This is a genomic window from Phyllobacterium sp. 0TCS1.6A (assembly GCF_026420825.1).
In the GTDB taxonomy this organism is placed as follows: domain Bacteria; phylum Pseudomonadota; class Alphaproteobacteria; order Rhizobiales; family Rhizobiaceae; genus Phyllobacterium.
On the sequence record NZ_JAPMAB010000003.1, the window covers coordinates 131,961 to 144,443 of the forward strand.

The window sequence follows — 12,483 nt, forward strand, 5'->3', positions numbered from 1 at the left end:
GGTGCTTCAGGCGATGCTTCCTCCGGCCGGAACGGTCCACTGAATAGACGCACCGGCTGAACAGTTACTTCAGCCGTTGCCGACACGAAACCATGTGCGCTAAGTTTTGAACGATGACCAAAGAATATATCCTCGACGGCACGAAGATCACGTCACTTGAGGCTTTTTACGATCAGGTGAGCGAACGACTTGTTCCGGGTGTAACTTGGGGAAGAAGTCTTGATGCCTTTAATGACATCCTGCGCGGAGGCTTTGGCACGCCCCCAGGGGGATTTGTGCTTCGGTGGGCCGATTCAGAGGTATCTCGGGCAAATCTGGGCTATCCGGAAACGGCAAGGCAGTTGGAGAAACGGCTGGCACGCTGTCACCCCGGCAATCGGGAACTTGTGCAATCCGATCTAGGCCGAGCGCAAAAAGGGCAGGGGCCCACCGTATTCGATTGGCTTGTTGAGATCATTCAAATCCATGGCGCCGGCGGTGACGAGGCCAGAGACAACGTCAAACTCGTCCTGGAGTGATGTGTCCACTATCCATCCTGCACCTGCATCTCTTTCTCCCGCCATCCGCGTGCATTGACACCAGCGGTGATGGCGAGAGCTTCCAGCGCGGCAATGTCGTCGCCGGAGAGCATCCAGTCGGCGGCGCGCAACAGTGATGTAACTGACGCACAACTGGGCAGGCGCGAGAGGTATTGCCTAAAATGTAGGCGATGCGGAATTGGCCCGGTCGGCGAGAAAGCTCGATGGGCGCCTGGGTCGGAGGCTGGCATGATTTTTGCTTGCATAAGATCAGCGTAATTTCCAGGAGTTGATATGATGCAACCGACTACCGCAATGCCAGATGACGGCAATACCCTGTTTCCGATAGTGCTGTCATTGGTAGCTGCGGCGGCAACCGGCGTTTTGTGGGCCTATGCCAATCCCATTCAACTGGTTCCCGGTGTCATTCAATGGCGGATCTTTGCTTTTCTGCCCCCGTTGATCGGCATTCTCCTTGGGGCACGAAGCGGCTTCATATGTGGCTATTTGGGAACGATCGTCTGGTCTCTCTTGGCGGGCACGTTCATTCCAGCTCATTCTCTGATTGTCGATGGCATCATGGTCGGGTTGACTGGGCTCGTGCCCGGTCTCTTGTTCAATCCGGACAGAACCCAGTTCAACCGCGCAACGCTCGTAAAAATAGCGCTTGTGTGCCTGGTTGTCGGGCTCGTCATGGTCGCGATCGTTTCTGCCAGCCTCGCTTATCTCGGCATATTTCCCTACTGGTGGGCGGTTTTCTATCTTGGACTTTCAGACATTGTGCCGATGTTGATCGGAACGCCTATGTTGGTCGTTCCAGCATTGAAAATACTGAAAAGCGCCCACAGCTCCGGGTTCACCCGGTTCTGAATCATGAAGAGGCCGTCCACGTGTTGTCCGGTGGCACGGCTGTTTCTTCCCTATTCGCTTGGATGCGCCTGAGGCGATGTAGTGCTCAAAATAAATGAACTGACGATAGGGTTCGGTGAGAAGCCTTCTGTTCTCACCGGCATCTCCCTTGATGTTGCAGACGGAGAAAGCGTGCTCATTTGCGGCGCTGCGGGTTCAGGGAAAACCACCCTGCTGTCGGCGGCTGCGGGGATCATCCCGCACCTGATCCGGCCTGGAACCATCAGCGGCCAAATCGAGCTTAACGGCACACCGTTTTCAGCTGTCGGCAAGAAGGTATTATACGCATCGGTAAACATCGTTTTTCAAAACGTTGAGGATCAGCTCTGGGATCTGAGCGTGGAAGATCTCATCGCATTCCCCCTGGAGAACAGAGGGGTTCAGAAGTCCGAGATCAGGCAGCGGATCGGTGAATTGTCAGGCCAGTTGCAGCTTGACAGCCTTCGAGGAAGGAGAGTTCTGACCCTGTCTGGCGGTGAACGCCGTATGGCGGCAATCGCTGCAGCCATGGCGGCGAGGCCCCGGCTGCTGGTGCTTGATGAACCGACAACGGGCCTGGACCCCTCGGCACGTTCCCGATTGGTCGAAACGCTATTGGAGCTTCGCACCGAGATCCCCATGCTGCTTATCGCAGACCAGGACGCCGTTTCGCTTGCGCCCCTTGCCGACCGAATTGGCCTGCTGAAGGATGGTCGTCTATCGAAGCCGCTCTCGAGCGCGTCAATGATGCGGGGCTCGGAAAGCTGGCTCAGCGCCGGTGTCTTGCCACCGAGCCGCATGAAGAAGCGGCGAGATGCAGCGGCAAAGGGCGAGACATTGATAGAGGTCGCCAAGCTGAAGTCGAGCCTGACGAGGTCCGATGGGAAGCATGTCCTGCAGGATGTTTCATTTCAGCTGCAAGCGGGCGAAATCGTTGGATTGATAGGACGCAATGGGGCTGGAAAAACCACGCTTTTCCAATCCGTGCTTGGGCTTAGCAAGGTCGTGGACGGCGTAGTCAATATCGATAGGGCGAATGCAGGTCATTGGACGCCTGCACAACGTGCGCGACGTGTGGGTTATCTTCCGCAGAACATGCGGCGCATTCTATTCAATCTGACTGTCCTCGATGAAGTCATCTTTGCGGCCACCGGCAGCACCAAACCGAACCGGGACGCGGCTGTCATCGACAACGCCATGCTGAGCCTTGCGAAATACGGTCTGGCAGACCATGCCGGAGACAATCCGTTCGCGCTTTCATCGCGTGCGCAGGCAATGCTTGGCCTGGCTTGCGTGGAATCGACAGGCTGCAGTCTTGCGATCCTGGACGAGCCGCTCCTCGCACGCGATATTGAAGGCCGCAGGATGCTGGACATATTCCTTGATGACCTCGTGAAGCAGGGAAGGGCAGCACTGATCATTTCACATGATCTCGAATTGATAGATGACATTGCAGAGCGCACGTTGATCCTGGACGAGGGAAGAATGGTATTTGACGGCGAGACGTCCGAAGTATGGACCTCCGACGCATTCCGGAAACTTGGTTGGATGCCACCCAGGCCCGTTTTGGAGCACGCATGACCTGGCTGAACAATGTGAATTTCTTTATCAAGGTGTTCGTCGCATTCGCCATTATGGGCGTGGCGTGGCTGGCGCCGAACCTGCCGATGAGCCTCCTTCTCGTCGTCGTTGTAATCGGAATTCTCGCGGTTGCGCGTGTTCCCGGGTTTCGCGGCTATCTGAAAGGGGCTGCACTGCTGGCGGGCCTGGTCATCATCAGTTGGTGCTTGAACCTGATGCTGCAGGGAATGTCCTGGATGGATGCCCTGCCAATTGCAACCAAGATGGCATGCCGCCTGATCGCCACAACCGGTGCCTTTTACTTTGTGATGGAAACAAGCACACCCGGTTCCATTCTTTCCGCATGCAGCGCGGCGCGGCTTCCGCCAATGGTCACACTGGTTCTATCGCTTACGTTCGGGATCATTCCCATGTTGCGCGAAGAGTTTGAGCGTATCGGCGATGCACAACGGGCGAGGGGAATGGAGATTGATCACGTGCCGTTCTTTACAAGGCTGCGCTTTGCCTTGGCTCGCGGCGTTCCATTGCTCGTGCAGGCAATCAGAATGGCGCATGCAATTTCATTGGCGCTTGCCATTTATGGGTTCGATACGCGGCAGAAGCGAACGACCTGGCGAAACGTCGGTCTGAGCGTCGAGCCCCGATTGCCGTTTCAGGAGAAGGCTAAATGACAATAACAGAATCGATATCACCACATACCGGCAAAAAATGGCGGGTCGACGTCTCAGGTTTCGACGTAGAGCTACCAATTGTTGCGATCAAACCGGATTTTGCGATCTCCTTGATGATGGTGATCGACCTTGGGATCAAGTTCGGCGAACATGTCGGCAAAAAGCTCGCCGAAAGGCTGGCTCCGCTGCAACCGGAAGTCATTGTCGGTGCAGCGACGCTCGGCATTCCGGTGGCTATGGAAGTGAGCCGGGCCTTGGGTCTCGATCAATATGTCATCCTTCAAAAGTCACCCAAAATCCATCTCGGCGATGCGCTCGTTCAGCCTATTTCGTCCATCACATCAAAGGGCGAGCAAAAGCTGCTGCTCGATCGCCAGTCCATACCGCTTTTAGAGGGTAGGAGGACCGTCGTTGTTGATGACGTTGTTGCATCTGGATCAAGTTTGAAGGGGTCTATCCAATTGGCCCGCGCTGCCGGGGCCAATGTCGTTGGTGTCGGACTAATCCTGACGGAAGCGAACGAATGGAAGTCGGTGCTCGGCGCCGACGCCGATCTGGTTCACAGCCTTGCCCATATCCCCCAGTTCAAACAAGGCACAATGGGTTGGGAGCCGATTCCCGAAACGCTCTGATTGGAGACCCGCAAGATAATCTGATCCTACCCTGGACCTTGAATATAAGGTCCAGGATGCCGGTAACCCCGCCACAATGGCGATGGCGTTCTCACCGTTTACCGTCGGTGCGTTGTAGCCAGTTCCCGGAAATCGGCCAAGTCGCGATTGAACCGTTGCGCTTCCTCCAGGAATGGAGCATGCCCGGAATCGGCATAGATTTGCTGGCGAATTGCCGGGTTGAGTGCCTTCGCGCGTTCGAGGCTCGGTCGCACCATGACCAGGGCGTCCTTCTCGCCGTAGAGCATCAACACAGGGGCCGTGATCTTGGGTAGCCCGTCTGCCGCAGAAACCGTCATGGAAGGCACTGTTCGGGTCATCATCCATGATGCCATGGCCGCGTTCGACAACAGTCGCTCGAACGTCACCTCGTCTGGCGGTGTTGCAAAGCATAGCGCCAGAAAGTCGCGCATTGCATCGAGATGAGCCTTCAGCTTGTCCGAAGCAAGGCCCGCATAGACCTCTGGGTGCGACGTTATAAGCTCGGCCTTCAGTTCAACAACGCCGCCGACATAGACCAGACCGCCGATGCCGTCATCTCCGTAAGCTGCAATATAATTCGAAACGACCGCCCCACCCAGCGACCAGCCGACAAGAACCGGATTATCGGCCTTCGTCGCCTCGAGCACGGCACGCAGATCGTCGGCCCAGAGGCGTCCATCTCTATAGGCCTGTGCGTCCCGTGGCTTCCCCGAAAGCCCATGGCCACGTAGATCGAAAGTAATCAGCCGGTAATGCGAAAGATCGGGGCTGGCCAACTGGTTCTCCCAATTCAGATGGCTTCCGAGCAATCCATGGATGAAGACGATGGGCGGACCTGCAGGATTGCCCGCTTCCTGAACCGCGATGTCGACACCGTCCGGTGATCTTACAATATAGTCCTTTTGCCCAGCCATCGTGACCGAGGGCATGATCGTGATCAATATTGCCAGCCATAATGCGAACAGCACCGAGGCAAGGCCGGTACGCGTCGGTTTGCTGCCGCTCAACCCCGAAGGCGATGGCTTCCCCTGTGTCGTCAATATCGGATAATTCACAATAGGCATTCCTTATGTTTAGCGATCACTACAAACTAAAGACTTGCTTTATTCTGTCAAGCTCTCTTTAGTGATCACTATGGATAAGATAGTGAAGAAACGCCGGGGCGGACCACGGACCTTCGATAGGGACCAAGCGGTCGATACCGCCATGCGCCTGTTTTGGCGCCATGGATATGAGGGAGTCTCGCTTAACGATCTGACGGCGGCGATCGGGATTGCGCCGCCAAGCCTCTATTCAGCGTTCGGCAGCAAGGCAGGCCTCTATCGCGAGGCGCTGGATCGATATACTGGCCTGCCAAGAGCCGTGAGCAATCTCGGGCAGCCGGCTAGTCTTTGCGAAGCAGTCGAAACACTCCTCGAGCGCGCCATCGATGCCGTCACGGCGCCAGAGGGGGAGCGCGGCTGCATGATTTCGGGTGGCATGATCCAGTGCAGCGAGGACCATGCCGACCTTGCACGTGAATTGGCGGAACGCCGAGGTTTGATGCGGGACACCATCGCCCTTAAACTCGAACGCTGGCTGAATCGGGATCGAGCCGCTTCCTTGTCCCGCTACCTTGTCACCGTCCTGCAGGGCCTTTCAATCCAGGCATGCGACGGCGCCTCCCGCGAAGACCTTAGGCAGATTGCTGGCGAAGTCGTGGCCGGCATCAGGGCTCGTGACCTCCTGATTTGAAAAAGAGAGACACATCGCGGGACGCGGGCATCTACCGGATTGGTCATTTGCAACAACGACAATCGCTATGCCGTCAAGCCATGAGATCAGTCCAACACATAGAGCACGATAGCGAAAATGGCCATTGTCGAAAGAATGGGAACCAGGAGCATCACAAGCATGGTGCGATCTATCGAAAGTCGACCATTTCTATCCCTGCTTACATAGACAAACACTCCAAGCACGAACGCCGCCACCATGGTGACAAAGGCCAGAGTGATGTGCTCAACCGTAAACATCTGCAAACCCGTGATTTCGATACTATTGAGAGATAGAACGTATTCGGGCTTTATCGCAGCCCTCCGCAGGTCGATGCCTGTACCCACCGTCCGGAATACGCAGTTCGGTGTCCTTTTCCACCGTCTTTAGATTGGAATCGCGGGCACTCTCGAGCGTCAGGCTACTCTTTCAATCGATCGATCGCTGCCAACGAGGCGTTCACAGACGCGTTATCCGCCGTTGCAACAATGCTCGCTGCCGCCTATGTCGCCGCTACCTACATGACCCGCCAAACCCAAGGAGCCTCCATGCCGACAACGAAATTAGTTGCCCTTATGTGCACCCTAACGTTCTGCAGTTCAATGATCGCAATGGCTGAGGAACGACAAGAATACGGGCCGCGGCTGGAAGGCTTTGATTATCCCTACAAGACGGAAACGTTTCGCTTTACCGGGCAGGGACAACCACTCGAGATGGTGTTCATGGATATTGCCGCCGACAAGCCCAATGGCGAAACAGTCGTGTTGCTGCATGGAAAGAACTTTTGCGGCGCGACGTGGGAGACCACGATCAAGGTGCTGAACGATGCCGGTTACCGGGTCATCGCGCCGGACCAGATCGGTTTTTGCAAGTCGAGCAAGCCGGACAGGTATCAGTTCAGCTTTCATCAATTGGCGGAGAATACCAAGGCATTGCTGAAGCAGCAGGGCATTGAGAAGGCCACGGTGATCGGCCATTCGATGGGGGGCATGCTGGGGGCGCGTTTTGCGCTGATGTATCCGGAATCGACTGGACGGATGGTGCTGGTCAACCCGATCGGGCTCGAGGACTGGAAAGCCCAGGGGGTGCCGTACCAATCGATAGACGCAGCCTTTGCGGCAGAGAAAAGAACGACCTTCGACAGCATAAAATCCTACCAGCAGAAATTCTATTACTCCGGTCAGTGGAAGCCCGAATATGACCGCTGGGTCGGTATGAGCGCCGGTATGTATCAAGGCAGCGGTGGCGCCGTTATAGCATGGAACCAGGCGCTGACTTCGGACATGGTATTCACGCAGCCGGTGGTGCACGAATTCAATCGGATCAAGGTTCCGACCGTAATGATGATCGGCATGACCGACAAGACGGCGCCCGGCGCCAACCGCGCGCCGGACGACATTGCCAAGAAACTGGGCGACTACACGCAACTGGGGAAAACGGCCGCGGCGGCCATCCCCAACGCCAAGCTCGTGGAGTTCGAGGATCTTGGCCATTCACCGCAAATACAGGACCCCGATCGATTCCATGACGCCCTGCTCGAGTCGCTGCGATCAAGTTAAGTCAGGAAAGGCGGCAGGATGTCACCAGAGCTGGTGGACATGGGGAGCTAGCTGCTGCGTGTAGATTTCACGCAGAGCAGCCATCGTATCGGGCGAAAGCGCGGCGATGCTGCTGGCGGCAGCGTTAGCTTCTGCCTGTGCCGCGTTCTTGGCGCCAGGGATCACCACGGTGACAGCCTCTTCCATGAGTATCCAGCGCAGTGCGAACTGCGCCATGGAAACGTTGTCCGGAACCAGCTTTCGGATGTCTTCGACAACCTCCAGCGCGACCTCATACGGTACGCCAGCGAAGGTTTCCCCCCGGTCGAAGGCCGAGCCGTCCCGGTTGAACGCACGGTGGTCATTGGCGGCAAAATTTGTTGTTGAGGTCATCTTCCCGGTCAGCAGGCCCGAGGCAAGAGGGACGCGCGCAATGACGGCCACGCCCTTTGCCTTTGCCTCCCGGAAGAACAGGTTGCCGGGACGCTGCCTGAAAATATTGTAGATGATCTGCACCGAGGCCATACCCGGATACTCGATCGCTTTCAGGCCTTCTTCGACCTTTTCGACCGAAACCCCATAATTGCGGATCTTGCCCGCGCGCTTCAGTTCCTCCAGGGCCTCGAAAACCTCAGGGCGATAAAGAACCTCGGTCGGCGGGCAATGAAGCTGCACCAGATCAAGGCAGTCGGTGGCAAGATTCTTCAGCGAACGCTCGATGAAGGCGGTCAGGTTCTCCAGCGTGTAGCCGCTTGCCGTATGGGGCGACAGGCGTCGCCCGGCCTTGGTAGCAACAAAGGGCCTGTCGCCACTGCGCTCCCGCAATACCTCGGCGATGATGCGCTCCGATCGGCCATCTCCGTAAACGTCCGCGGTATCGATGAAGGTCATGCCTGCATCGAGTGCCGCATGGAGAGCAGCGCGCGCGCCGGCGTCCGAGACTTCGCCCCAGGAGCCGCCGATCGCCCAGGCACCGAAGCCGATTTCCGATACTTTGCGCTCCGTATTGCCGAATTTTCTGTATTGCATGACAGGGCGTTCTCCTTGTGGCATTGACTGGCCGCCGTTAACTTCGATCACCTGCCGGGTTATATACCCGGACATGGCCTGCGAGTTTGGAATTTTGCGTCACGACGCGGATGTTTTCCAAGACTTTTCGATGATACGAAACGACATCATCACTGCAAGTTGGGTCCATGTTTCATGACCCAAGCTGAATTCCGTGGCTGAACTATGCGGTGCTTATGAGTATGCCGGCTTCCCTGGCGGCAGCGATAAACAAATCTCTCACGATTTCGTCCGCGACTTTTCCTTGCAGGGCGTCGAGACAGGCTTGCCGGGCCGATGTGATCAGGCCGCCTGGCACTATGGGCCAGTCAAAAAGAATGAATTCTGCGGCTTCTTCGATGGAATGGATGATTGTAGGCTTTTGCGTATGTTCGTTGAGCACGGTTACCGATGCGAATGGCATTGCACTTCCGAGTTCGAGGGGACCGAATCAGGCGGAATTTCAATTATTTACGTTTCCCGTGATTCAAACGTGACCCACGTGTCGCGCGGATCGGAAGTCGAAGCCAGCCAAGCCTTCTTGCTCGATTATCGATCCTGCCGATCTCGCTCAAGCATTGGCTGCCCAATTCGTTGTCCAGGGAGCAGACGGTTTTAGTTGGGACGATTTATGGGGAGGTGCAGGGAAACGCCCGCCTTTTCGGCGGCCGTTCGCAGCCGCTTGTCTCTCGTCCACAAGGTCGCTTGCTGGGCAAGAAGGACGGATGCCAGCAAATGAGCATCGGTGTAGCCAATGCCGATGCTGAAAAGACTGTGGCGCGCGATCATGGTCATGACTTCGTCGTGCGTCGCGACGGCGACCGCGCGCTGCGCTGCCAGAAAAGCGATCACGCTGCCGCGATCCCTGAGGCCGCCAAGCGCCAGCTCACCGATCACGGCTGGATGGCAAAGGAGAAGGTCGTCTTCGATAATCCTGCGCAGCTCCGCATCGACGCGACGAAAATGATCGATCCAGATCGAGGTATCTGCGAGTATCACTTCGCCTTTGCGCTCCGGCGGCGCGGCGCTGCCTCGGCATCGGGCATCGTTCCTCCGAGCGCGATGAGGCGCTTTCCGGACTCCACACGGACAAGAGTTTCCAATGCCTGGCGCACAAGGGCCGCAGTTTCTTTTGTACCGGTCAGGAATCTGGCCTTCTCGATGAGTGTATCGTCGAGATTAATGGTCGACCGCATGATGAGCTCCTCACTTGAAGCGTCAAAAATAGCACCATTTGGTGATAACATCCACGCCGGCGGAAGCAGTGCCATCACAAATAGCCAACCGCACGGTTCGTAGCTGTTTCCGTGCGATCCGTTTCTGTCGAACGCTGGCATACATTCTTGTTGTGGGGAACTCGCCTGGATTGATGCCGTAAGCCTGATCGACCGCAACAAGCGCAATGATGGCTGCCTGCCAACGAGACCCCTCAGGCCGAATCTCGCAGCATGATTTCTGCGTTGAGCAGGATACGCTCGCTTCCGTCCGCAGCCTCTGCACCTTCGATCTCATCGAGTTTGCGGAACAGCAGATCCATCGCCAGACGACCGATTTCATTGTAGTTCTGCGCCACCGTGGTGATTGGCGGGCATGCGTAAAGCGAAAGCGGATGGTCGTCATGGCCAGCAATACGGATATCGCTCGCGGCCGAGTGTCCGATCTTCAGCCCGTGCTGATAGGCGGCGGCGATGGCCCCGAAAGCGACGCGGTCATTGGCGCAGAGAATAGTCTTGGTCGGGAAGCCACTGCTCCTCAGAACCCGTTTCGTTTCCTCATAGCCGAACCGCTCGAAATCCCAGCCATCGTCATGACTGATCTCCAGTACGACCGGCTCCATCTTCAGCTGCCGCATAGCCTCGACATAGGCAGTCTCGCGGGTCGCGGCATTGGTATTGACCGGCGGCATGCCGAGATAGCAAGGCGGCTCGCCGGAGCGAACGAGGTAATCGACGATGAGCTGAAAACTCTGGCGGTTATTGGTGCCGACGAAAGGCGAGGTGTCGTCAAGCGGAGAGTCGACGTAAACCAGCGCGATGGATTTCCCGAGCGCCTTCAGCGTTTCGTGTTGCGACTGTACTCCGAGCGGAGCGATGACGGCACCGGCGACGTTCATCGACTTCAGCGTTTCGATCGCCCGCGCTTCGATCTCCGCATTGCCATCCGAAGACAACACGAAGGCCAGAAACCCGGCGGCATTGGCGATCAGTTCGACACGGCGCGTCAGGGCCATGTAGAATGGATCAGTGGAATTCGGAATGATGATGCCGATGATATTGCTGCGCCGGCGATTGAGATTGACCGCAAACATGTTTGGCCGAAAACCACTGTCCTTCAGCGCCACCTCGATCAGCCCACGGGTTTTCGGGCGTACCGAGTTCGGGTCGTTGAAATATTTGGATACGGTCGGGCGGGACAATCCGACAAACTCGGAAAAGTCCTCCATCGTCTTGATGGGCGAATTGATGGGTTTGTCTGACAATGCTGTCCACCCGTTTTGCTGGTCAGTTTAACACAGTTCAATCAAAACTTCTGAGTCCCCGCAAGCCGCACCAGTCAGGCGCGGCAGGCTTCGAAATAATCGTCCAGTACGCGGTCGACGGCGGCGAGGGCCAGGGCGCGGGCCTTTCGCTCCACCTTACCGTCACGAACCGAAACATAGGCGCCGGCCAGATACTGGCTGATCAGCATTTCAGGGATTTCGACGCCATCCAGCAGGTCGAAAAGCGTCTCGACCGCGGCATCGATTTCAGGATGCGGCCAGTAATAGCGGATACGGTCGCTATAGCTGAAGTGGCGCTGGATATGCTTTTCGGCTTCCGGGCCGTGGTAGTACTTGTCCCAGTTCTTCGGGTCGGCGGTCATCACGCGTTCGACGGTGGCGATCAGCATTTCGGAGCGCTTGCCGGCAAACAGGAATTCGGCGATCTGATCCAGACCGTACAATGCTTCGCGCAGCGCAAAGGTAAGACCCGGGCCAACTTTCAGGATGGCAAAGCCATCCAACACCAGCTGGCGCAACATCTCACGAGTCTGGTAGTCGGTGGAATGGGCTTCGAAAACCATGCCCGGCATATCGGAAAGCGTGGCGCTGAGGGCCTTGGCCTTCGCCGGATCGTAAGGGATGACGTTCTCGTTGCCGAATTCCACGCCCGGCTGCACGACGACACCGACGACGCGAGAAAATGCCTCCGATACACCGGCGGTCGCGAAGGCCCTGGCGTGGATGGCAATGGTTTCTCGAGCTGAATCCGGCCTGGTGACTTCGAGCACATCAAGCTCCTCCATCGCACCACCGGGTATAGGCACTTCGGTACCGACGATATAGACCGGCTTGACGCCATCCGAACCCTTCGCGGCCGTCTCGGCAATCACTGCCAGGCGCGCGGCGCGTTCTGCCGTCAGCGCGTCCGGCAGGGCGACAGGCTCGCCTGCGCAGCCCATGCTGGTATCGAGGTGCAGTTTCGTGAAACCTGCGCGGACAAAAGCCTCGATCATCGTGCAGGCTTTGGCCATTGCCTCTTCAGCCGCCAGATCTTTCCATGGATTGGGACCAAGATGATCGCCGCCGAGAATGAGCTTTTCCAGCGGGAAACCGACTTTCTTGGCGATCTTCTCGGCAAAGGCCCGGAAATCGGCAGGCGTCATGCCGGTGTAGCCACCGTCCTGATTGACCTGATTGCAGGTGGCCTCGACGAGCAGGTAGGCATCCTGCTTCAGCGCATGCAGCATCGACGCCTCGATGACCATAGGGTGGGCCGAGCAGATCGAGGGGATACCCTTGACGCCCGAACCACTCCGCCAATTGGCGATGTCGGTGAGATAGCTCTTCTGCATT

Annotated in this window: 14 protein-coding genes; 7 read left to right on the plus strand and 7 right to left on the minus strand. The window is 57.0% G+C overall.

Translation table 11 applies throughout. The features are described 5' to 3' along the window. Positions 1 to 113 precede the first annotated feature (113 nt). From OSJ75_RS08790 to OSJ75_RS08810, 5 genes are all read left to right on the plus strand, one after another. Positions 114 to 518, plus strand: a complete 405-nt coding sequence (locus OSJ75_RS08790; RefSeq protein ID WP_267227616.1) for a barstar family protein — start codon at positions 114 to 116, stop codon at positions 516 to 518. Between the two features lie 294 nt (positions 519 to 812). Continuing rightward, a complete protein-coding gene (locus tag OSJ75_RS08795) occupies positions 813 to 1,388 on the plus strand; it encodes an aminotriazole resistance protein (RefSeq protein ID WP_250015844.1) in 576 nt (191 codons plus the stop codon). An 81-nt stretch (positions 1,389 to 1,469) separates the two neighbouring features. Beyond that, positions 1,470 to 2,987 (plus strand): ABC transporter ATP-binding protein, encoded by a 1,518-nt coding sequence (locus tag OSJ75_RS08800; RefSeq protein ID WP_267227617.1) that lies wholly within the window; start codon positions 1,470 to 1,472, stop codon positions 2,985 to 2,987. After that, positions 2,984 to 3,658: an energy-coupling factor transporter transmembrane component T family protein gene (locus OSJ75_RS08805; RefSeq protein WP_267227618.1), complete on the plus strand. Its 675-nt coding sequence runs from the start codon at positions 2,984 to 2,986 to the stop codon at positions 3,656 to 3,658. The genes OSJ75_RS08800 and OSJ75_RS08805 overlap by 4 nt, the downstream gene beginning before the upstream one ends. Further along, positions 3,655 to 4,290: a phosphoribosyltransferase family protein gene (locus OSJ75_RS08810; protein ID WP_267227619.1), complete on the plus strand. Its 636-nt coding sequence runs from the start codon at positions 3,655 to 3,657 to the stop codon at positions 4,288 to 4,290. The genes OSJ75_RS08805 and OSJ75_RS08810 overlap by 4 nt, the downstream gene beginning before the upstream one ends. Positions 4,291 to 4,388: 98 nt before the next feature. Here OSJ75_RS08810 and OSJ75_RS08815 read toward each other — a convergent pair whose 3' ends face one another. Next, positions 4,389 to 5,366 carry an alpha/beta fold hydrolase gene (locus tag OSJ75_RS08815; protein WP_267227620.1) on the minus strand — a complete coding sequence of 326 codons (978 nt, stop codon included), beginning with the start codon at positions 5,364 to 5,366 and terminating at the stop codon, positions 4,389 to 4,391. Between the two features lie 79 nt (positions 5,367 to 5,445). Here OSJ75_RS08815 and OSJ75_RS08820 point away from each other — a divergent pair, with 79 nt between their 5' ends. Both OSJ75_RS08820 and OSJ75_RS08825 read left to right on the plus strand, forming a co-directional pair. Continuing rightward, positions 5,446 to 6,045 (plus strand): TetR/AcrR family transcriptional regulator, encoded by a 600-nt coding sequence (locus tag OSJ75_RS08820; protein ID WP_267228027.1) that lies wholly within the window; start codon positions 5,446 to 5,448, stop codon positions 6,043 to 6,045. Between the two features lie 566 nt (positions 6,046 to 6,611). Further along, a complete protein-coding gene (locus tag OSJ75_RS08825; RefSeq protein ID WP_267227621.1) occupies positions 6,612 to 7,622 on the plus strand; it encodes an alpha/beta fold hydrolase in 1,011 nt (336 codons plus the stop codon). Positions 7,623 to 7,643: 21 nt separating this feature from the next. Here OSJ75_RS08825 and OSJ75_RS08830 read toward each other — a convergent pair whose 3' ends face one another. The 6 genes from OSJ75_RS08830 to OSJ75_RS08855 form a co-directional block, all read right to left on the minus strand. Next, entirely contained in the window at positions 7,644 to 8,630 is a 987-nt protein-coding gene (locus tag OSJ75_RS08830) for an aldo/keto reductase (protein ID WP_267227622.1), read from the minus strand. A 202-nt stretch (positions 8,631 to 8,832) separates the two neighbouring features. After that, a complete protein-coding gene (locus tag OSJ75_RS08835) occupies positions 8,833 to 9,072 on the minus strand; it encodes a DUF982 domain-containing protein (RefSeq protein ID WP_250015838.1) in 240 nt (79 codons plus the stop codon). Positions 9,073 to 9,263: 191 nt separating this feature from the next. Beyond that, a complete protein-coding gene (locus tag OSJ75_RS08840; protein WP_267227623.1) occupies positions 9,264 to 9,647 on the minus strand; it encodes a type II toxin-antitoxin system VapC family toxin in 384 nt (127 codons plus the stop codon). Next, on the minus strand, positions 9,644 to 9,844 hold the full coding sequence (locus OSJ75_RS08845; protein WP_267227624.1) for a type II toxin-antitoxin system VapB family antitoxin: 201 nt from the start codon (positions 9,842 to 9,844) through the stop codon (positions 9,644 to 9,646). Before OSJ75_RS08845 ends, OSJ75_RS08840 begins: the two co-directional genes overlap by 4 nt. 233 nt (positions 9,845 to 10,077) lie before the next feature. Continuing rightward, complete coding sequence (locus OSJ75_RS08850; protein ID WP_267228028.1) at positions 10,078 to 11,091, minus strand: LacI family DNA-binding transcriptional regulator; 1,014 nt, start codon at positions 11,089 to 11,091, stop codon at positions 10,078 to 10,080. 110 nt (positions 11,092 to 11,201) lie between these two features. After that, a complete protein-coding gene (locus OSJ75_RS08855) occupies positions 11,202 to 12,482 on the minus strand; it encodes a D-tagatose-bisphosphate aldolase, class II, non-catalytic subunit (protein WP_267227626.1) in 1,281 nt (426 codons plus the stop codon). Between the last annotated feature and the right edge of the window lies 1 nt (position 12,483).

Coding starts and splice junctions, on each gene's coding strand:
- OSJ75_RS08820 (WP_267228027.1), top strand. CDS start 5,446: ATGGATAAGATAGTGAAGAAACGCCGGGGCGGACCACGGACCTTCGAT.
- OSJ75_RS08850 (WP_267228028.1), bottom strand. CDS start 11,091: ATGGAGGACTTTTCCGAGTTTGTCGGATTGTCCCGCCCGACCGTATCC.
- OSJ75_RS08805 (WP_267227618.1), top strand. CDS start 2,984: ATGACCTGGCTGAACAATGTGAATTTCTTTATCAAGGTGTTCGTCGCA.
- OSJ75_RS08810 (WP_267227619.1), top strand. CDS start 3,655: ATGACAATAACAGAATCGATATCACCACATACCGGCAAAAAATGGCGG.
- OSJ75_RS08790 (WP_267227616.1), top strand. CDS start 114: ATGACCAAAGAATATATCCTCGACGGCACGAAGATCACGTCACTTGAG.
- OSJ75_RS08845 (WP_267227624.1), bottom strand. CDS start 9,844: ATGCGGTCGACCATTAATCTCGACGATACACTCATCGAGAAGGCCAGA.
- OSJ75_RS08825 (WP_267227621.1), top strand. CDS start 6,612: ATGCCGACAACGAAATTAGTTGCCCTTATGTGCACCCTAACGTTCTGC.
- OSJ75_RS08855 (WP_267227626.1), bottom strand. CDS start 12,482: ATGCAGAAGAGCTATCTCACCGACATCGCCAATTGGCGGAGTGGTTCG.
- OSJ75_RS08835 (WP_250015838.1), bottom strand. CDS start 9,072: ATGCCATTCGCATCGGTAACCGTGCTCAACGAACATACGCAAAAGCCT.
- OSJ75_RS08795 (WP_250015844.1), top strand. CDS start 813: ATGATGCAACCGACTACCGCAATGCCAGATGACGGCAATACCCTGTTT.
- OSJ75_RS08830 (WP_267227622.1), bottom strand. CDS start 8,630: ATGCAATACAGAAAATTCGGCAATACGGAGCGCAAAGTATCGGAAATC.